We start from the raw sequence: 19,638 nt of genomic DNA, 5'->3' as shown, positions 1-19,638 counted from the left end.
CATCCGCGTAGGGTGGAGAGCCAACTGCCGCTTTCCACCTGCAGGACCGACGAGAACCCATGGCCAACGCCCGTCCCTATCGCGTCGCTCTCAACGGCTACGGCCGCATCGGCCGTTGCGTGCTGCGTGCATTCTATGAGCGCGGCGCCGCCTTCGATTTTCAGTTCGTTGCCCTCAACGACCTGGCCGACATGGCCAGCCTGGAATACCTCACCCGCTTCGACTCCACTCACGGTCGCTTTCCAGGCGACGTGGGCGTGGAGGGCGACTGCCTGCACCTGAACGGCGACTGCGTGAAGGTGCTGCGTGCATCGACGCCGGAAGCCATCGACTGGCGGGCACTCGACGTCGATCTGGTGCTGGAATGTTCCGGCGCCTACACCAGCCGTGCCGATGGCGAGCGCTTCCTCGCGGCGGGTGTGCCGCGGGTACTGTTTTCCCAGCCGATGGCCAGTGCGGCGGATGTCGACGCCACCGTGGTGATGGGCATCAATCAGGGGCAGCTGAGCGGCACCGAGCGGCTGGTGTCCAACGCCTCCTGCACCACCAACTGCGGCGTGCCGCTGCTCAAGCTGCTCAATGACGCGGTGGGCATCGAGTTCGCCTCCATCACGACCATTCACTCGGCGATGAACGACCAGCCGGTGATCGACGCCTACCACCATGACGACCTGCGCCGCACCCGCTCGGCCTTCCAGTCGGTGATTCCGGTATCCACGGGGCTCGCCCGGGGTATCGAACGCCTGCTGCCGGAACTCTCCGGGCGGATTCAGGCCAAAGCCGTGCGGGTGCCGACGGTGAACGTCTCCTGCCTGGACATCACGCTGCAGACGGCGCGCGATACCGATGCGCAGACCATCAACAAGGTGCTGCGCGAGGCCGCCGAAAGCGGCCCGTTGCAGGGGTTGCTGGCCTACACGGAGTTGCCGCATGCCAGTTGCGACTTCAACCACGACCCACATTCGGCGATCGTCGACGGCAGCCTGACCCGTGCCTCCGGCCCGCGCCTGGTGAATCTGCTGGCCTGGTTCGACAACGAATGGGGGTTCGCCAACCGCATGCTCGACGTCACCGACCATTACCTGCGCGTGGCTCATCGCCCGTAGTGGCACGCGCTTGGAACATCGCTGCTTCTCGACCTTAAGGAAGACCAACATGACCGTTTTGAAGATGACCGATCTCGACCTCCAGGGTAAGCGCGTGCTGATCCGCGAGGACCTCAACGTGCCGGTGAAGGATGGTGCGGTGAAGAGCGATGCACGCATCCTGGCCTCGTTGCCGACCATCAAGCTGGCGCTGGAAAAAGGCGCCGCGGTGCTGGTCTGCTCGCACCTGGGCCGTCCGGAAGAGGGCGTCTACAGCGAGGAAGACAGCCTCAAGCCGGTCGCTGATTACCTGTCCAAGGCCCTCGGCCGTGAGGTGCCGCTGATCAAGGACTACCTCGACGGCGTCGAGGTCCAGCCGGGCGAGCTGGTGCTGCTGGAGAACGTGCGCTTCAACAAGGGCGAGAAGAAGAACACCGACGAGCTGGCGCAGAAATACGCCGCGCTGTGCGACGTCTTCGTCATGGACGCCTTCGGCACCGCGCATCGCGCCCAGGGCTCGACTCATGGCGTGGCCAAGTTCGCCAAGGTCGCCTGCGCCGGCCCGCTGCTGGCTGCCGAGCTGGAAGCACTGGGCAAGGCCCTGGACAAGCCGGCGCGGCCGATGGTGGCCATCGTCGCCGGGTCCAAGGTGTCGACCAAGCTCGACGTGCTGACCTCGCTGGCCGACATTTGCGACCAGCTGATCGTCGGCGGCGGCATCGCCAACACCTTCCTCGCCGCGGCCGGTTACAAGGTCGGCAAGTCGCTGCATGAAGCCGATCTGCTCGACACCGCCAAGGCCATCGCGGCCAAGGTTGCCGTGCCGCTGCCAGTGGATGTGGTGGTCGCCAAGGAGTTCGCCGAAAGCGCCGAGGCCACGGTCAAGGCCATCGGCGATGTCGCCGATGACGACATGATCCTGGATATCGGGCCGAAGACCGCGGCCATGTTCGGCGAGATGCTCAAGGCCTCGCAGACCATCCTGTGGAACGGACCGGTCGGTGTGTTCGAATTCGATCAGTTCGGCAACGGCACCAAGGTGCTGGCCCAGGCCATCGCCCAGAGCCCGGCGTTCTCCATCGCCGGCGGTGGCGACACCCTGGCGGCGATCGACAAGTACGGCGTGGCCGAACAGATCTCCTACATCTCCACCGGTGGTGGCGCCTTCCTCGAGTTCGTCGAGGGCAAGGTGCTGCCGGCGGTCGAGGTACTGGAGCAACGCGCCAGCTGATGGCCGGGCGGGCTGCCGGCGGCGCCCTCGGCGCTGGCCGCCCGCTGATGCAGACGGCAACCCCGGCGGCTCGCCGTGGTCTCTGTTCTTATCGGAACAAGGAAAGGGGATTCGCCATGCGTTACGTCGCTGTTGCCGTTTGTTGCCTGGGCCTGGCCGGTTGCGCCGGCAGTTCGCCGCACACCGCCTGCCAGGTGCTCGACCCTCCGCCGGTGCTTGGCCCGACCGCCGAACACGACCAGCGCGTTGAGATGCAGGCCACCGGCGATCCGACCGTCGCCCAGGGTGGTCTGCAGGACTGCCCCGACTGACTCCCAAGGAGATGGAATGAACAAAGGCTTGCCCATGCTGCTCGCCGCGCTGCTGCTCGGCGGCTGCGGCCACTGGCAGTCCGGCCCGGACGCGCCGTTCGTGCGCTGGAAGTGCCAGAGCCAGCAGCACATCGCCTGGCGCTATGCCGATGATCAGCGCAACGCCATCGACCTGAGGATCGGCAACAGCGAGCAGGTTCATACGTTGCGCAAGGAACCTGCAACGCATGGCACTTTCTATAGCGATGGCGTAGTTGCCTTCCATGACAAGGGCAACGAGGCGCTGGTGTATCGCGTCGCCGATGACAAGGTGCTGGCCCACGGCTGCAGCGCGTCGCTCATCAGTATCTAGCGGACCATCGGTTACTGCGGCCTCGCGATGCGAGGCTACGTTTTTTAAAGCGCTGGCGGGACGCTGGCATTTGTCGCTCCCGCCTCTACAATGCCGCGCCCAGCGTGCGGCGCTTGAACAGCGTCGGCCACTGCGGCAGGCTCTACACGATCAAACGACCCAGACCGGGAGAAAGGAAAACATGGCACTCATCAGCATGCGCCAGATGCTCGACCACGCCGCCGAGTTCGGCTACGGCGTGCCGGCCTTCAACGTCAACAACCTCGAGCAGATGCGCGCCATCATGGAAGCGGCCGACAAGACCGATTCCCCGGTGATCGTCCAGGCTTCCGCCGGTGCGCGCAAATACGCCGGTGCGCCGTTCCTGCGTCATCTGATCCTGGCGGCGATCGAAGAATTCCCGCACATCCCGGTGTGCATGCACCAGGACCACGGCACCAGCCCGGACGTCTGCCAGCGTTCGATCCAGCTCGGCTTCTCCTCGGTGATGATGGACGGCTCGCTGCGCGAAGACGGCAAGACCCCCGCCGATTACGAGTACAACGTGCGCGTGACGCAGCAGACCGTCGCCTTCGCCCATGCCTGCGGCGTCTCCGTGGAAGGCGAGCTGGGTTGCCTGGGCAGCCTTGAAACCGGCATGGCCGGCGAGGAAGACGGCGTCGGCGCCGAGGGCGTGCTCGATCACAGCCAGCTGCTGACCGATCCGGAAGAAGCCGCCGACTTCGTCGCCAAGACCAAGGTCGACGCCCTGGCGATCGCCATCGGCACCAGCCACGGCGCCTACAAGTTCACCAAGCCGCCGACCGGCGACACGCTGTCGATCCAGCGCATCAAGGAAATCCACGCGCGCATCCCGGATACCCACCTGGTGATGCACGGTTCCTCCTCGGTGCCGCAGGAGTGGTTGAAGATCATCAACGAGTACGGCGGCGAGATCGGCGAAACCTACGGCGTGCCGGTCGAGGAGATCGTCGAGGGCATCAAGTACGGCGTACGCAAGGTCAACATCGACACCGACCTGCGTCTGGCCTCCACCGGCGCGATCCGCGAGTTCATGGCGAAGAACCCCAGCGAGTTCGACCCGCGCAAGTACCTGGCCAAGACCGTCGCCGCCATGCGCGACATCTGCATCGCCCGCTACGAAGCCTTCGGCACCGCCGGCAATGCCAGCAAGATCAAGCCGATCTCGCTGGAAGGCATGTTCCAGCGCTACGCCAACGGCGAGCTGGATCCGAAGATCAATTGATCGATCGGACATGAAAAAGCCCGCGTTTGCGGGCTTTTTCGTTTCTGCGCTGCATGTGTGCTCAGCTGGCGAGCAGTTCCTGGATCTGGCAGCGCAAGGTGTCCAGCGCGAAGGGCTTGGCCAGCACCGGTGCCGAGCGGGCGATGGGGCTGCCGGATTCGTAGATCTCGATGGGATAGCCGCTGATGAAGATCACCTTCAGCTCCGGCCGCAGCTTGAGCGCGGGCTCGGCGATCATCACTCCGGAGACATTGCCCGGCAGGCGGAAGTCGGTGACCAGCAGATCCAGATGCGGTTTGGTCGCCAGGATCTCGAAAGCCTTAGGCGCACTGTCCGCTTCCAGCACCTGATAGCCCTCGCTGGCCAGATAGTCCGAGAGCAGGCTGAGGATATGCGGCTCGTCTTCGACGAGCAGAACGATTTTTGGCAGTGCGTGGTTCATGATGGATCTCGATGTTGCGTTACGTGCTGCATATCCAGCCCGCCGTCATGGGGCCGGACAGGATTTCGACAGGTTGCACGCTGCAAGTTTCAGTCCTGCGGCCGGACGGTCGTCGTTTTCCGTCCACTGCTGTGCAGTAACGCACGGTTTTGTCGCCGCTATCCTCGCCGCTTCCAGCGCGCGACTCAATGCCGACCTTCGCCGGGGCCATGGGCTGGCAGCTGGCGCGCATGCACGCTAGGGTGGGCGATGCCCTGCAGGAGATGAATGCCATGAGCGATCCGGACCGCGCGGCACAGCGCACCCTCGACTATTACCGCCTCAACGCCGAGGCTTTTCGCGACGGCACCCGCGACCACGACGTCAGTCAGAACATCGATGCCCTTCTGCGTCACATTCAGGCGCCGGCGCCGCTGCGTATTCTCGATCTCGGCTGTGGGCCCGGACGCGATCTCAAGGCGTTGACCGCACGAGGGCACGTCGCGGTGGGCCTCGACGGCACCGAGGCATTCGTCGAGATGGCGCGAGCGGACAGCGGCTGCGAGGTCTGGCAGCAGGACCTGTTGCAGCTGCAGCTGCCGACGGAGAGCTTCGACGGCATCTTCGCTAACGCCGTGCTGTTCCATGTTCCGAGCGCGGAGCTGCCCGGCGTGCTGGCCCGTCTGCACGAGGCGCTGAAGGCGGGCGGCGTGCTGTTCTGCTCCAATCCCCGCGGTCAGGACGAGGAGGGCTGGAGCGGTGACCGCTACGGTGTCTGGTATAGCTGGCCAAGCTGGCGGGCGCGGTTGCTGGCCGCGGGCTTCGTCGAACTGGAGCACTACTATCGTCCTGCCGGGCTGCCTCGGGCCCAGCAACCCTGGCTCGCCAGTGTCTGGCGCAAGGCTTCTCGCGGCTGACGCAGGCCGCAGAATGCAACCTGCGTCACGCTTTGTATTGCGTTTTGCACGGTCTAATTCCTGACTGCATTGAGTTAAGTATTTGTTATTAAAGGAAAATTAATTGTTTTGCGGGTTGGCACGAACGCTGCTCCTTTAATGTTCGCTGGAACTTTCTTGGAGTACAGAACAATGACCGCTGCACAACAATTTCTTACTGCCGCATTCCCTGAGTTCGAAGTGCTTACCGAGCCCCGTCCCGACGGCGGCCTGCTGCTGACCCTGCGCAACGACGACCGCACGCTGGTAAAGCGCGCCCTGTCGAAAGGCCAGACTCAGACGCGGATTCAGCTGGAATGGGTCGTCAGCTCGGTTCGCCGTGATCTGGCACTGGAAGCCGGCATGTCGCCTTCCATCGCCCATCTGCAGAGCCAGAGCCGTACCGCACTGCCGACCTACGAGTACGCCTGAGCCCTACGGCTGCGGCCCATGCCGCAGCCGTAGCAAACCGGGCCGCCAGAGCCCGGTCATCAAGCCCGTGAAGCCGAAGAGGACAGCCACATGAACGCCATCGACCTGCTGATCGAGGATCATGAGCGCGTAAAGGACCTGCTGACGCGCCTGACCGAATCCACCGAGCGCGCCGTGAAGACGCGCACCGAGCTGCTCAGCAAGCTGGAAATGGAAGTGACCATTCATACCCAGCTGGAAGAGCAGATTCTCTACCCCGCCTACAAGGAAGCCGGCGGCAAGGAAGAGCTGAAGATGTATCACGAGGCCAAGGAAGAGCACCGAGCCGTGGATTCGCTGGTGCTGCCGGATCTGAAGGCCACCGATCCGGGCAGCGTCCAGTTCTCCGGACGGGCCAAGGTCTGCAAGGAGCTGCTGGAGCACCACATCGAGGAAGAGGAATCGGAAATGTTCCCGCAGGCGCGCGAATTGTTCGACGCCAAGCGCCTCGAGGAAATGGGTGCGCAGATGATCGAGCTGCGCAATCGTCTGAAGAAGGAGTTCACTGCCAAGCAGGCAGCCTGAACCTCGCCTACCGGCCACCGGGGCTCCCTGCCCCGGTCCGCTCTGCTTCCGCCCCGCGGCACCTGCATCTTTGCTGACGTGCATCAATAGTGCGACCAGGCGTCGCTGCGACCCTTGATGGCTTTCTAGTATCAACTTCCGTTGCTCAGGCCTGGATGATGTTCTCAGGCGCATGGGTGCGGCAGGGAAGCAAGGGGCGTGGATGGAAGACGAGCTGAAGGCGTTGCTGCAACGAGTGGGACTGGGCCTCGAACAGATCCTGACCCGCAAGCGCTTCCTGCAGTGGCAGACCGGCGACGCGTTGCGCCTGAACCGCGCCGCGGCCGAGCTGGACGCGGCTCATCGCGCCTTCATCGACAAGCTCTACGAACACCTCGCCGACTTCGGCCAGCCAGCCACCCTGCACAGTGACTGCGCCGGGCTGATGCGGCTCAAGCAGCGCCAGCAGGAATACTACCGGCGCCTGTGGAACGGTCCCTACGAGCGCGACTACGTGCGTGACCGCCTGCTGGTGGGGCTGGTGCATCAGCGGGTCGGCGTCGACCTGGAATGGTACCTCGGTGCCTATCGCTTCTACCTGTCGGAGATGCTGCGCACGCTGCTCGGCGACAACGAGCAGCACAGGCTGTACGACAGCCTGCTGAAGATCGTCTTCTTCGACATGATCCTCGCCATCGACACCTACAGCGCCGCTCAGCGGCACGCCCTGGAGGACAGCGAGGCGCGGCTGACGCGCGCGCTGCGCGGCTCGGAGGACGGCATCTGGGAATGGAACGTGGAGCACGACCAGCTGCACCTGTCCGAGCGCTGGACCGCCATGCTGGGCATGCCTGCGCAGCCGAGCTATACCAGCCGCAGCTGGTTCGAGCGGGTACATCCGGACGACCTGCCTGGGCTGCGCGAGGCGATCGCCGATCACCTGAACGGGCGAACGCCGTCGCTGGCCCATGAATACCGCGTGCGCATCGAGGGCGGTGACTACCTGTGGGTGCTGGTGCGCGGCGTCGCCGAGCGCTGCGAGCAGGGAACCCTGCGCATGGCCGGCTCGCAGACCGACATCAGCGCACGCAAGGCCGCCGAGGAATGCCTGCGCCATGCGGCACGCCACGATGCCCTGACCGGCCTGGCCAACCGTCTGCACCTGGACGAACTGCTCAAGGAGGTGCAGCAGCGACCCCACGGGCGGGCCGCGGCCTTGCTCTTCGTCGATCTGGACCGCTTCAAGCTGATCAACGACAGCCTCGGCCACGGCGCTGGCGACCAGGTGCTGGTGGAAGTGGCGCAGCGGTTGCTGAGATGTCTGCGGCCGGGTGACCACCTGGCCCGTTTCGGCGGCGACGAATTCGTCGCCCTGCTTGGCGATCTGGCCTGCGAAGCCGATGCCGAGCGCGTCGCCCAGCGCATGCTGGTGGCCCTGCGCCAACCGCTGCAGCTGGGCGAGCGCACCCTGTCGGTCAGCGCCAGCATCGGTATCGCGCCGCTGCAGCGTGATGGTCAGGCGCTGAATGCGCTGCAGGCGGCCGACCTGGCCCTGTATCGCGCCAAGAGTGCGGGCAAGGACCAGTTCGCCCTGTTCTGCGACGGCCTGCATTCCAAGGCGGCCCGTCAGCTGGAGCTGGAGAGCGCGCTGGCCCAGGCGCTGACGCGGCGGGAATTCGCCCTGCATTATCAGCCGATCTGCCGCGTCGAGCAGGGCCGACCCTATGTCGTCGGCGTCGAGGCGCTGCTGCGCTGGCGCTTCAACGACAAGCCAGTGGCGCCGCACGAGTTCATTCCGGTGCTGGAGGAGTCGCGCGAGATCGTTCGCGTCGGCGAGTGGGTGCTGCGCGAGGCCTGCTGCCAGGTCCGTCGCTGGCAGCAGGCCGGTCAGACGCAACTGTACTGCGCGGTCAACCTGTCGATACGTCAGCTGCAGCAGCCCGGTTTCACCGATCTGCTGGCGCGCGTGCTGCGGGAGACCGGGCTGCGACCGGACAGCCTGCTGCTGGAGATCACCGAGACGCTGCTGATGCAGGATAGCGAGGCGACCATGAGCAGCCTGCACGAGATCGCGGCGCTCGGCGTGCGCCTGGCCCTGGATGATTTCGGCACCGGCTACTGTTCGCTCGGCTACCTCAAACGCTATCCGCTGCACGTGCTCAAGGTCGATCGCAGCTTCATCGCCGCAGCGCCGGATGATCCCGACTCGGTGGCCATCAGTCGCGCCGTCATCGGGCTCGGCCAGAGCCTCGGCCTGGCGGTCGTCGCCGAAGGCGTGGAGCGTCCCGAACAGGTGGCCTTTCTCGGCGCCGAGGGTTGTCAGCTGGTGCAGGGTTACTGGTTCAGTCCTCCGCGCTCGGCGGCAGAACTGCAGCGGATGTTCGATCGCGAGCATCGTTTCGACGAGCTCTGGGCATTGCATCCGGTCACGCCCGGGACGACGCTGAACGACCCGCTCCCGGCCTGTCTGCCTGGCTGACCGGCATCTGCGCGCCGCCAGGAATGAGACGGCTGGGGCACTCTTGCGCCTTAACAAGGTCAACCTTCTGTGAATCTGACGATTCAAGAATTCTCCGGCCACCCGCCGGATCACTCTGAAGGAGGTTAACCATGCGTCTTACCTATCTGCTGCCCCCCGTACTCGGACTTCTGCTGGTCGGTTGCGGCCCGGACGAAGACCGCGACCGCGAGCCGACCCCGCCGCCGGCCACCACCGAGCAGCCGGCCGCACCCTCCACTGACACCACCACGCCGCCTGCAGGCACTGGAACCGGCACCGGTACCGGCGCTGCACCGAGCACCGGAACGGGCACTGGCACCGGTACTTCGGGCGACATGGCCACTCCGCCTGCCGACAATGGCAGCGGCATGGGCACCGAGTCCGGCTCCGGTACCGCGCCGAGCACTGGCACTGGAACCGGCACCGGCACTTCGCAGTAAGCGCGGCCCGGCACCCTGGGCCGCGGGCTCAGGGTGTCATGCGCAGGAGAAAAGCGATGAAGTCGAGTTTTATCTTGGCTGGTGCACTGGCTGCCCTGGCGCTGGTGGGTTGCTCGCCGGACGACGAGGAGTCTGCGCTGGATAACAACAGCCGCAACCAGCAGGAATACCAGAACACCGCTACCGATCCCGCCGGCCCGCGGGAAATCTCGCCGCCGTCCAACCGGACCAACGAGTAGCGGTTCCGGCGCTGCGCCGGCTAGACGAACTGTCCGGCCGCGTAGCCCGACGCCCAGGCCCATTGGAAGTTGAAGCCGCCCAGATGGCCGGTGACGTCGAGCACCTCGCCGACGAAGTACAGCCCTGGCGCCTTCTGCGACTCCATGGTCTTGGACGACACTTCGCGCGTATCCACACCGCCCAGCGTGACCTCCGCCGTCCGGTAACCCTCGGTTCCGGCGGGTACCACCTGCCAGTCCGCCAGCTTGTTCGCGATCGCTTCCAGCTCGCTGGGCCCGTACTGCTTCAGCGGCCGTGAGCTGAACCACTGCTCGCACAGAAGGCCGGCCATCTTGCGCGTGAAAACCTCACCCAGCAGCGTCTTGAGCTCGATGTTGGGGCGTTCCTGTCGCTGCGCCGTCAGCCATTCCACCAGATCCAGGTGCGGCAGCAGGTCGATATGCACCACGTCGCCCGGGTGCCAGTAGGATGAGATCTGCAGGATCGCCGGGCCGGACAGCCCGCGATGGGTGAAGAGGATGTTCTCGCGGAAGCTCTGCCCGTTGCAGCTGACCAGGCAATCCTCCACCGAGGTGCCGGACAGTTCGCTGCACAGGGTCTTGAGCTGCGGTTCGGTAATGGTGAATGGCACCAGGCCCGCGCGGGTCGGCAGCACGTTGTGGCCGAACTGGCGGGCGATCTGATAGCCGAAGCCGCTGGCGCCCAGGGTCGGGATCGACAGCCCGCCAGTGGCGATCACCAGCGACTGGCAGCGCACCGCGCCGATGCCGGTCTGCAGCGCATACCCCTGATCGAGCCGCTCGATCGCCGTCACGGCGGTGTCCAGGCGCAGATCGACTCCGGCCCGCCCGCACTCGTCCAGCAGCATCTCCAGGATGTCGCTGGATTTGTTATCGCAGAACAGCTGGCCGAGCTTCTTCTCGTGATAGGGCACGCCGTGGCGGCTGACCATCTCGATGAAGTCCCATTGGGTGTAGCGCGCCAGGGCAGACTTGCAGAAGTGCGGGTTGCTGGAAAGGAAGTTGGCCGGCTCGGTATAGAGGTTGGTGAAGTTGCAGCGCCCGCCGCCGGACATGAGGATCTTCTTGCCCGCCTTGTTGGCGTGGTCGAGCAGCAGCACCTGGCGGCCGCGCGCGGCGGCGGTGAATGCACACATCAGGCCGGCGGCACCGGCGCCGATTACCACCACGTCAGTCTGCACCAATGCATACCTCGTTCGAAAACGCGCGATGGTACTCCGCTCGCGGTTTCGCTGCAGCCAGGCATCCGACGAGGCGCCGACGTCAATCGACCTGCATTGTGTTCTGATGGGCTGATAGCGCTTTGCCAGAGGGGCGGGTGGACGTGATGGCCATGCGACGATTGTTCGGACTGATGCTGCTGTTGGCGAGCGCTTCGCTGCCCGCCGAAGTGCTTCGGCTGGCCGGCAACATCTGGCCGCCCTATACGGACAAGAGCCTGCCCGGCGAGGGGCTGTCCGTCGAGCTGATCCGCACCGCGCTGGAGCGCGGGGGCTACCGGGTCGAGTACATCGAGGTGCCCTGGGAGCGCGCTCTGTTCGGCCTGCGCAACGGCAGCTACGACATGGTCAATGGCTGGCCGACGCTCAAGCGCGTCGACTACACGCTGAGCTCTCGCCCGTTTCTGGTCAACCGGATGCGCTGGGTCCAGCGACGCGGAAGCGACTTTCGCTATGACGGCCTCGATAGCCTGATCGGCCACCCGATTGCCTTGAGCCGGGGCTACATGTACAGCGACGAACTGGACGACAACGCACGGTTGCAGAAGGGCTACGCTGCGAGTTTCGTCCAGGCGGCGGCGATGGTGCTCGCCGGACGTGTCGACCTGACGCTGGAGGATGAGCGCACCGTACTGTTCCATCTCGAGCGCGAGCTGGGCCATGAGCGGGATGAGCTTTCCTTCGTCCCCGGTGAGTTCAGGCGGGCCGGGCTGTCCTTGGTGGTGCGCAGCGACCACCCGCAGGCGACCGACATCGTGGCGACCTTCGAGCGCGAGATCGCCGCGATGCTCGAGGACGGCAGCTACGCGGCGATCTTTCGCCGCCACGCCATGCCCGCCCCGGACGCGTTGCCCCAGTACTAGCGCTGGACCGGCTGCTGCTTGATCAGGTGCGCGGCCATGCTGCGCAGCGGTGCCAGCTGACGGCAGATCAACCCGAGCAGGGTCTGCACCAGGCGATGGGCATCGTCCATCTCCTCCGGAATCTGTTCGAGCTGCTGCGCCAGCGCTTCTTCCTCTTCGCTGTAGATGGCCACCGGCTTGTTCTGTGCCAGCGCCGTGGCCAGATCGTCGAGGCTCGCCGCCAGCTGCTCCGCGGCGCGCTCGAGCAGCGCATCGCTGGCATCGTCAGGCAGGCTTTCGCGATGGGCGCCGAGGCCGGACAGGTAGTTCAGCAGGGTGTGCGAGAGGATCAGAAAGCGAAAGCCGGTCTCGGCATCCTTGCGGAAGTGGCCGGGCTCCAGAAGCATGTTCGAGAGGGTGGTCGACAGCGCGGCATCGGCGTTGTGGGCGTTGCGCCGGGCCAGGCGGTAGGCCAGGTCGTCGTGCTTGCCACTGTCGTACTGGCGCATGATCTGGCGCAGGTAGTCGCTGTTGCAGCTGAGGGTGTTGGCGACCACCTGGTTCAGACGCCGGCCCTGCCAATCCGGCAGGATCAGGAACACCGCGGCGGCGGCGATCAGGCTGCCGAGCAGGGTATCGAACAGGCGCGGCCAGATCAGCCCGTAGCCATCGCCGACCTGGTTGAAGCAGAACAGCACCATCAGCGTGATCGCGGCCGTGGCCAGGGTGTAGCGCGTGCTGCGGGTGGCGAAGAACACCACTCCGGCGACCACGGCGAACAGTGCCTGCACCGGCTGGCTGGGGAACAGATCGAACAGCGCCCAGCCGACCACCAGGCCGAGCACGGTGCCGCTGATCCGCTGCACCAGCTTGATCCGGGTGGCGCCATAGTTGGGTTGGCAGACGAATACGGTGGTCAGCAGCACCCAGTAGCCCTGCTCGGGGTGGATGGCGTGCAGCGCGGCGTAACCCGCGACCAGGGCGATGGCCATGCGCAAGGCGTGGCGGAACAGCAGGGACGTCGGCGTCAGCTGCAGGCGGATGCGGTTGAACGCCTCGCGCAGCGTCTGCGGCTGGCGATCCAGCAGGCTGCTGTCCTGCGTGCCTTCCAGCGCGGCGGGATCGCTGGCACTGGCGAGCTGGCGCTGCAGGGTGGAGAGGTTGCTCGACAGCGCCCGCAGCGAGCGCAGCAGGCCGCGCCAGGCCGGGTTGTTCTGCTCGCGCAGGTGCTCCAGCGACGCCTGCAGGTCCTCCAGTGCCTGGGCATTGGCATCGCTGTAGCGAAACGTCTGGCGCAGCTGAATGGCCTCGCCGAGTTCGGCGCAGGCGCTGGCCTGCAGGCGCAGCAGGCGCTGGCAGCGAAACAGCACGTCGCTGTGGAAGAAGGCTTCGGCGAGGGCCTGGTAAGGGTAGTGCGAAGAGCTGACACGCTCGTGCAGGTCCTGGGCGAGGAAGTAAAGCTTCAGGTAGTGATTGATCTTGCTGCCGGGGCGGCCGCTGCCCAGGCGGTGCAGCAGGGTTTCCTTGGCCGCATTCAGGGCGCTGACCACCCGGCCGTTCTGCTGCGCCAGCTCGAGCCGGCGCTGTTCGACGTCCAGCTGGCGCACCGGTTCGAACAGCGCTGCCTTGTAGCGGAAGTACAGGCCCAGCTCGCGATACAACCGCGCCAGGCTCTGCTGCACCGGCTGGTGCGCGAACAGCGCGTTCCAGCATACCGACAGCAGGCCATACCAGGCGGCGCCGGTCACCAGCAGCAGTGGGTCGCGCCAGAACTGCTGCAGCTCGCCGTTGCGCTGGTCGGCGGCGATCATGCTGTAGATGGCGAGGATCAGCGTGGCCTGGGCGATCGCGCCGTAGCGTTCGCCGAGCGCGCCGAGCATGACCAGGGCGAAGGTGGACAACGCCAGGCCGGCAACGAACAGCCACGGATAGGGAAACAGCAACTCGACGGCTACCGCGGCGATGCTGAAGCACAGTAGGGTCACCAGCAGGGCGCTGAGCCGGCCCAGCCAGCTGTCGTCGGTCTCCGCCAGGGCGCTGGCGATGATGCCGAGGAACAGCGGAATGATCAGCGATGGCTGCCCGAGGTACCAGGCCAGGCCCATGCTGCCGGCCATGGCGATCAGCACGCGCAGGCTGTAGCCGAACTTCTCCAGCGCCCAGAGGCGGCGTAAGTACTGGCTGAGCGAGGGTTGCGGCATGGAGCGATCCGGTTGGGGACGGGCAGATAGGGCAGCGCCAGTGCATACGCTGTCACGGCCGCGGCCGGGGCTCAACCCTCCGGCCGCCTGATGCTGGCCTGCTTGCTATCGGCTTGGCGGCGGCTGGCTTCAGCGCAGCACGCGGACCTTCAGCGAGCGGCCCTTGATCTTACCTTCGTTCAGGCGCTTGAGGGCCTGTTTGGCCGCATCGCGTTCGACCGCCACGAACGCCTGGAAGTCGAAGATGGCGATCTTGCCGACCTGGCTGCCCGGCAGGCCGGCGTCGCCGGTCAGGGCGCCCAGGATGTCGCCCGGGCGCAGCTTGTCCTTGCGCCCGGCCGCGATGCACAGCGTCACCATCGGTGGTTGCAGCGGCGCACCCGCGCCGGCTTTCAGCTCGTCCAGGGAATGCCAGTTGAGCGGCGACTTCTGCAGCTTCTCGATGGCCTGGGCACGATGGGCTTCGGCTGGGGCCACCAGGCTCGCGGCCAGGCCCTGGTTGCCGGCGCGTCCGGTCCGGCCGATGCGGTGGACGTGGATTTCCGGATCGCGGGCCAGCTCGACATTGATCACCATGTCCAATGCGTCGATATCCAGCCCGCGGGCGGCGACATCGGTAGCCACCAGCACCGACAGGCTGCGGTTGGCGAACATCGCCAGGACCTGATCACGATCACGCTGCTCCAGATCGCCATTGAGCGCCGCTGCCGAGATGCCCTTGCCGTTGAGGTACTCGACCAGCTCCTGGCATTGCTGCTTGGTGAAGCAGAAGGCCACGCAGCTTTCCGGGCGGAAGCTGGCCAACAGGCGCGCCACCGCATCCAGACGCTGCTCGGGGTCGATCTCGTAGAAGCGCTGCTCGATCTGCGAGTCCGTGTGCAGTGACTCGACCCGCACCTGCTGCGGCGCACGCATGAAACTGGCGGCAAGCTGCTCGATGCTGGCGGGGTAGGTGGCCGAGAACAGCAGCGTCTGCCGCTTGGCCGGGGTCTGGCCGATGATCTCGGCGATGGCGTCGTAGAAGCCCATGTCCAGCATGCGGTCGGCTTCATCGAGCACCAGGGTGTTGAGGCCGTCGAGCTTGAGGGTGCCTTTCTTCAGGTGCTCCTGCACCCGCCCCGGCGTACCGACGATCACATGGGCGCCATGCTCCAGCGATGCGATCTGCGGGCCGATGGAGACGCCGCCGCACAGCGTGAGGATCTTGATGTTGTCCGCTGCCCGCGCCAGTCGGCGCAGCTCCTTGGCGACCTGATCGGCCAGCTCGCGGGTCGGGCAAAGTACCAGCGCCTGGCAGCCGAAATAGCGTGGATTGAGCGGGTCGAGCAGGGCGATGCCGAAGGCTGCGGTCTTGCCGCTACCGGTCTTGGCCTGGGCGATCAGGTCGTGCCCCTTGAGCATCAGCGGCAGGCTCTGCGCCTGGATCGGCGTCATCGTCGCGTAGCCGAGGGCTTCGAGGTTGGCCAGCATGGCGGCGGAAAGGGGCAGGGTGGAAAAGGCGGGACTGGACACGGTTGGAGCCTTCGGATGGAAATCGGTCTGCAGTCTATCAGGCTGCCGGCAGGAGCGTTCGGCGCGGTCGGCATGGCTATCTGCCTGCCTGGTGAAACGTTTTGAAAGGCGCGAAGACTGAACCCAGCGGGGGGCGGCTGATCGAAAACTGTCCATCATTCGCTCCCAGGAGGTTGTTTTGTCTCGCGTTCTTTTCCTTGCCGGGCTGTTGGCGCTACCGGCGTTCGCGGCCGAACCCACCCTTTATGGCCGCTACGAGCACATCAAGGTCGAAGAGATCGGCAAGATCCTGCCCGCCAAGATGGATACCGGTGCCATGACCGCATCGCTGTCGGCCCGCGACATCGAACAGTTCAAACGCGATGGCGAGGACTGGGTGCGCTTCCGTCTGGCCGTCGATGGTGCCGATGACACCCTTTATGAGCAGCGGCTGCTCGGTATCAGTCGTATCAAGACCCGCGCCGAGGAGGCCGGAAACGTCGATCCCGACAGCGAGCCGCCGCGGGCCGAGCGCCCCGTCGTGGGCATGCAGCTATGCATCGGCGATCAGCTGCGCGAGGTGCAGGTCAACCTCACCGACCGGACGCACTTCAGTTACCCCTTGCTGATCGGCGCAGAGACCATTCGTGATCTCAACGCGGCGATCTACCCGACCGAGAAATACACGGCGGGTCAGCCTGCCTGCTAGACGCAGGTCACCAACTGCACGCGACCTGCGCCGAACGGCATCTGTCCGGCCAGGTCGTCTCTCCGCTTCGCGCCTGCCGATAGGCCGCAAGGCCTGCCGTAGCCAGCCCTGTTCGGCTCCGAGCCAGGCTCGAGGGTGCCCGCAGGGCGCTGCTGGCATGTGAGGCGTCGACGTGCGGCTCGACGTCCGTCTATCCGCGCGCCACGACCTCTGGAAACCTGCTTGAAGGAGGCTGCCTCGATGGAGTGTGGCGACCGCTTCGTTTGCAATCAAAAGGCAATGAACTGACGATAAGTTAATTACATCGTTTCTTAAGTTCATTGCTCTTGTTTTTTAAATATTTATCTTTCATTAAGAGTTCAATCTCCAAGTTATACTTTTCGAACTTGGGGATGATAATTACGCGGTGAATTTAATTTCGTGACCGGTCGGTCTCGATATGCGTCCGAGGCGACTGCCCGAAGGTGGAGCGAGCGCCGCGTCAGCCCGCCGCACCTGCATGCGTCAAAACCGTCTGCCACAAAGGTTACGGCGAGCAGGTCGATTCATGGCAAATCGCCAGCCCGGGACGCTTTGCGGCGGCGCTTTTCGGCATCTGGATTGGTCTTTGCGGGTTGTTTGTCAGACTAAAGTCGGGGCTTTCATTCATAAACCCTGCCCTGTTAAATTCAGCATGTGGGTTCCCTTCACACGCAATAAAAATAAGGCGGAGAACGTCAATGGCCGACAACGATAAAGAAAATGCTGCTGCGTACTGGAAGGCGAATGTTCGCCTTATCACTTGGAGCTTAGTGGTCTGGGCTCTTGTCTCATATGGTTTCGGTATCCTCCTGCGTCCGCTGGTATCCGGTATCCCTGTAGGGGGAACGGATCTTGGCTTCTGGTTCGCTCAACAGGGTTCCATCATCGTGTTCATTGCGATCATCTTCCACTACGCGTGGCGGCTGAACAAACTGGACAAGGAATTCGGGGTTGAGGAGTAACCACCATGAGCCAATATTGGATCAACATGTTGTTCGTGGGCGCCTCGTTCCTGCTCTATATCGGGATCGCGGTCTGGGCTCGCGCCGGGTCGACTAAGGAATTCTACGTCGCCGGCGGTGGCGTTCACCCTGTAACCAACGGTATGGCGACTGCGGCAGACTGGATGTCTGCGGCATCCTTCATCTCCATGGCCGGTATCATCGCCTCCGGCGGTTATGCCACCTCCGTGTACCTGATGGGCTGGACCGGTGGCTACGTGCTGCTGGCCATGCTGCTGGCCCCCTATCTGCGCAAATTCGGCAAGTTCACCGTACCGGACTTCATCGGTGACCGGTTCTACAGCCGTGGTGCGCGCCTGGTAGCCGTCATCTGCCTCATCCTCATCTCCGTTACTTACGTAATCGGTCAGATGGCCGGTGCTGGTGTGGCGTTCTCCCGCTTCCTGGAAGTGAGCAACTCCGCTGGTATCTGGATCGCTGCCGCGATCGTGTTCGCCTACGCCGTATTCGGCGGCATGAAGGGCATCACCTACACCCAGGTGGCTCAGTACATCGTTCTGATCATCGCCTACACCATTCCGGCCGTGTTCATTGCCATGCAGCTGACTGGCAACCCGATCCCGATGCTCGGCATGTTCGGCACTCACGTCGACTCCGGCGTGCCGCTGCTGGACAAGCTGGATCAGGTCGTAACCGACCTGGGCTTCGCTGCCTACACCGCCGACATCGACAACAAGCTGAACATGTTCCTGTTCACCCTGTCGCTGATGATCGGTACCGCTGGTCTGCCGCACGTGATCATCCGCTTCTTCACCGTACCGAAGGTAGCTGACGCTCGCTGGTCCGCTGGCTGGACTCTGGTGTTCATCGCCCTGCTGTACCTCACCGCTCCGGCTGTTGCCTCCATGGCTCGTCTGAACCTGGTTCAGACCATCTATCCGGAAGGCCCGCAGGCTGAAGCAATCCGCTACGAAGATCGTCCTGAGTGGGTGCAGACCTGGGAACGTACCGGTCTGATCAAGTGGGAAGACAAGAACGGCGACGGTCGCGTACAGATGTACAACGACGCCAGCGCTGCCTTCACTCCGACTGCGCAGGAGCGTGGCTGGAACGGCAACGAGCTGACCGTGAACAACGACATCATCGTTCTGGCCAACCCGGAAATCGCCAACCTGCCAGGCTGGGTCATCGGCCTGATCGCGGCGGGTGCCATCGCGGCGGCGCTGTCCACTGCGGCTGGTCTGCTGCTGGCGATCTCCTCGGCAATCAGTCATGACCTGATCAAGACGCTCATCAATCCGAAGATCAGCGAGAAGAACGAGATGCTGGCCGCTCGTCTGTCCATGACGGCAGCCATTCTCCTGGCGACCTATCTGGGTCTGAACCCGCCGGGCTTCGCGGCTCAGGTAGTGGCACTGGCGTTCGGTCTCGCTGCAGCGAGCCTGTTCCCGGCGCTGATGATGGGTATCTTCTCCAAGCGCGTGAACAGCGCAGGTGCTGTGGCCGGTATGCTGGTAGGTGTGGTGTCCACCGCGGTGTACATCTTCCTGTACCTGGGCTGGTTCTTCATCCCTGGCACCAACAGCCTGGCCAACACGCCTGATCAGTGGTGGATGGGTATCTCCCCGCAGGCCTTCGGTGCCGTGGGTGCGATCCTGAACTTCATCGTGGCCTATGCCGTGTCCCTGGCGACTCAGGCTCCGCCGCAGGAAATCCAGGATCTGGTCGAGAGCGTGCGTACCCCGAAAGGTGCTGGCGCTGCGCTTGATCACTGATCGATAATGCAACCAGACATCAGACCCTGTCTGAAACAAGGTTGAGGTAGAAGTCGGGCTTCCAATTGGAAGCCCGATTTTTTTAGGGGAGTTGTATATGTTCTGGCATCTGATTGCTGCAATTGTCGCCGGTACGGCGGGTGCGGGGATTGCACTGGCGCTGCGCTCCTTGACGCGCAAGCGCCTGCCGAAGTGGATCATTCCGGTAGGTGCTGGCCTGGGCATGCTGGCGTACACCATCCACTACGAATACACCTGGTTCGAGAGCACCCAGGCCCGTCTGCCGGAGGGTTCGGTGGTGGTATCGAGCGAGAAAGGCAACATGCTCTGGCGACCCTGGACCCTGGCGTTCCCGATGCCGCTGGCCTACACCGTGCTGGATGAAGCCAATGCGCAGATCCAGGACACCGATCAGGGACGCGTTGCCCGCTTCGTGCTGTATCGCTTCGAAAAGACCAGCCTGATGTCCACCGTGCAAAGTGGACGCTATCAGTTGCTGTGCAGAGAGAAGGCGATGTTCCGGTTGAATGAGGCCGGCGAGGCGAAGGTCGAGACACTGACCCAGCTCGAGCAGGATTCGCCGCTGTATCGGTCCATCTGCGAAAGCGGGCGCTGATTCCGTACGCGCATCAGCGTGATCTGAGGCGCACCGTCACTTCAT

Annotated in this window: 20 protein-coding genes; 16 read left to right on the top strand and 4 right to left on the bottom strand. The window is 64.4% G+C overall.

Features of this window, described 5'->3' with window-relative positions:
* Positions 1–59: 59 nt before the first annotated feature.
* From epd to fba, 5 genes are all read left to right on the top strand, one after another.
* Positions 60–1,106 (top strand): erythrose-4-phosphate dehydrogenase, encoded by a 1,047-nt coding sequence (epd, locus tag VF716_RS07485; protein WP_011914926.1) that lies wholly within the window; start codon positions 60–62, stop codon positions 1,104–1,106.
* A 49-nt stretch (positions 1,107–1,155) separates the two neighbouring features.
* The gene (locus tag VF716_RS07480; protein ID WP_125852440.1) at positions 1,156–2,316 is read left to right on the top strand and encodes a phosphoglycerate kinase; all 1,161 of its coding nucleotides are present in this window, start codon (positions 1,156–1,158) and stop codon (positions 2,314–2,316) included.
* Between the two features lie 116 nt (positions 2,317–2,432).
* The gene (locus tag VF716_RS07475; RefSeq protein ID WP_125849541.1) at positions 2,433–2,627 is read left to right on the top strand and encodes a hypothetical protein; all 195 of its coding nucleotides are present in this window, start codon (positions 2,433–2,435) and stop codon (positions 2,625–2,627) included.
* 16 nt (positions 2,628–2,643) lie between these two features.
* Complete coding sequence (locus VF716_RS07470) at positions 2,644–2,979, top strand: MliC family protein (protein WP_125849543.1); 336 nt, start codon at positions 2,644–2,646, stop codon at positions 2,977–2,979.
* A gap of 181 nt (positions 2,980–3,160) precedes the next feature.
* Positions 3,161–4,225: a class II fructose-bisphosphate aldolase gene (gene fba / locus VF716_RS07465; RefSeq protein ID WP_013984291.1), complete on the top strand. Its 1,065-nt coding sequence runs from the start codon at positions 3,161–3,163 to the stop codon at positions 4,223–4,225.
* A 61-nt stretch (positions 4,226–4,286) separates the two neighbouring features.
* Here the strand turns inward: fba and VF716_RS07460 are convergent, their stop codons facing one another.
* Entirely contained in the window at positions 4,287–4,667 is a 381-nt protein-coding gene (locus VF716_RS07460) for a response regulator (RefSeq protein ID WP_011914922.1), read from the bottom strand.
* Between the two features lie 188 nt (positions 4,668–4,855).
* Here VF716_RS07460 and VF716_RS07455 point away from each other — a divergent pair, with 188 nt between their 5' ends.
* The 6 genes from VF716_RS07455 (at position 4,856) to VF716_RS07430 (ending at position 9,735) form a co-directional block, all read left to right on the top strand.
* Entirely contained in the window at positions 4,856–5,563 is a 708-nt protein-coding gene (locus tag VF716_RS07455) for a class I SAM-dependent methyltransferase (RefSeq protein WP_017245402.1), read from the top strand.
* Positions 5,564–5,734: 171 nt separating this feature from the next.
* On the top strand, positions 5,735–6,013 hold the full coding sequence (locus VF716_RS07450; protein WP_013984288.1) for a DUF3509 domain-containing protein: 279 nt from the start codon (positions 5,735–5,737) through the stop codon (positions 6,011–6,013).
* 90 nt (positions 6,014–6,103) lie between these two features.
* Positions 6,104–6,577 (top strand): hemerythrin domain-containing protein, encoded by a 474-nt coding sequence (locus tag VF716_RS07445; protein ID WP_011914919.1) that lies wholly within the window; start codon positions 6,104–6,106, stop codon positions 6,575–6,577.
* Positions 6,578–6,779: 202 nt separating this feature from the next.
* Entirely contained in the window at positions 6,780–9,035 is a 2,256-nt protein-coding gene (locus tag VF716_RS07440; RefSeq protein WP_125865984.1) for a putative bifunctional diguanylate cyclase/phosphodiesterase, read from the top strand.
* Between the two features lie 131 nt (positions 9,036–9,166).
* Positions 9,167–9,496 (top strand): hypothetical protein, encoded by a 330-nt coding sequence (locus VF716_RS07435; protein ID WP_011914917.1) that lies wholly within the window; start codon positions 9,167–9,169, stop codon positions 9,494–9,496.
* A 56-nt stretch (positions 9,497–9,552) separates the two neighbouring features.
* Positions 9,553–9,735 (top strand): hypothetical protein, encoded by a 183-nt coding sequence (locus VF716_RS07430; RefSeq protein ID WP_011914916.1) that lies wholly within the window; start codon positions 9,553–9,555, stop codon positions 9,733–9,735.
* A gap of 20 nt (positions 9,736–9,755) precedes the next feature.
* On the opposite strand, the gene VF716_RS07425 is transcribed toward VF716_RS07430, so the two are convergent.
* Positions 9,756–10,940: an NAD(P)/FAD-dependent oxidoreductase gene (locus tag VF716_RS07425; RefSeq protein ID WP_041755825.1), complete on the bottom strand. Its 1,185-nt coding sequence runs from the start codon at positions 10,938–10,940 to the stop codon at positions 9,756–9,758.
* Between the two features lie 134 nt (positions 10,941–11,074).
* Between VF716_RS07425 and VF716_RS07420 the strand changes: the two genes are divergently transcribed.
* A complete protein-coding gene (locus tag VF716_RS07420) occupies positions 11,075–11,839 on the top strand; it encodes a substrate-binding periplasmic protein (protein ID WP_049341398.1) in 765 nt (254 codons plus the stop codon).
* Here the strand turns inward: VF716_RS07420 and yccS are convergent.
* Together yccS and dbpA are read right to left on the bottom strand one after the other, a co-directional pair.
* Positions 11,836–14,019, bottom strand: a complete 2,184-nt coding sequence (yccS, locus tag VF716_RS07415; protein WP_440552399.1) for a YccS family putative transporter — start codon at positions 14,017–14,019, stop codon at positions 11,836–11,838. The two genes, VF716_RS07420 and yccS, sit on opposite strands and share 4 nt — an antisense overlap.
* A 129-nt stretch (positions 14,020–14,148) precedes the next feature.
* On the bottom strand, positions 14,149–15,531 hold the full coding sequence (gene dbpA, locus VF716_RS07410) for an ATP-dependent RNA helicase DbpA (protein WP_041755824.1): 1,383 nt from the start codon (positions 15,529–15,531) through the stop codon (positions 14,149–14,151).
* 178 nt (positions 15,532–15,709) lie between these two features.
* On the opposite strand from dbpA, the gene rloA2 reads away from it, so the two are divergent.
* The 4 genes from rloA2 to VF716_RS07390 all read left to right on the top strand — a co-directional run bounded on the left by rloA2 (position 15,710) and on the right by VF716_RS07390 (position 19,593).
* The gene (gene rloA2, locus VF716_RS07405) at positions 15,710–16,219 is read left to right on the top strand and encodes a retropepsin-like aspartic peptidase RloA2 (protein ID WP_011914911.1); all 510 of its coding nucleotides are present in this window, start codon (positions 15,710–15,712) and stop codon (positions 16,217–16,219) included.
* Between the two features lie 719 nt (positions 16,220–16,938).
* Positions 16,939–17,202, top strand: coding sequence for a DUF4212 domain-containing protein (locus VF716_RS07400; RefSeq protein WP_017245397.1), 264 nt, complete (start codon positions 16,939–16,941; stop codon positions 17,200–17,202).
* Between the two features lie 5 nt (positions 17,203–17,207).
* Complete coding sequence (locus VF716_RS07395; protein ID WP_011914909.1) at positions 17,208–18,977, top strand: sodium:solute symporter family protein; 1,770 nt, start codon at positions 17,208–17,210, stop codon at positions 18,975–18,977.
* A 97-nt stretch (positions 18,978–19,074) separates the two neighbouring features.
* Positions 19,075–19,593, top strand: coding sequence for a hypothetical protein (locus VF716_RS07390; protein ID WP_045159831.1), 519 nt, complete (start codon positions 19,075–19,077; stop codon positions 19,591–19,593).
* The last annotated feature ends 45 nt before the right edge of the window (positions 19,594–19,638 follow it).

The sequence above is a fragment of the Stutzerimonas sp. Brlt_14 genome, assembly GCF_051948915.1.
GTDB classification, from domain to species: domain Bacteria; phylum Pseudomonadota; class Gammaproteobacteria; order Pseudomonadales; family Pseudomonadaceae; genus Stutzerimonas; species Stutzerimonas stutzeri.
This window is presented reverse-complemented; position numbering and strand designations above follow the sequence as displayed.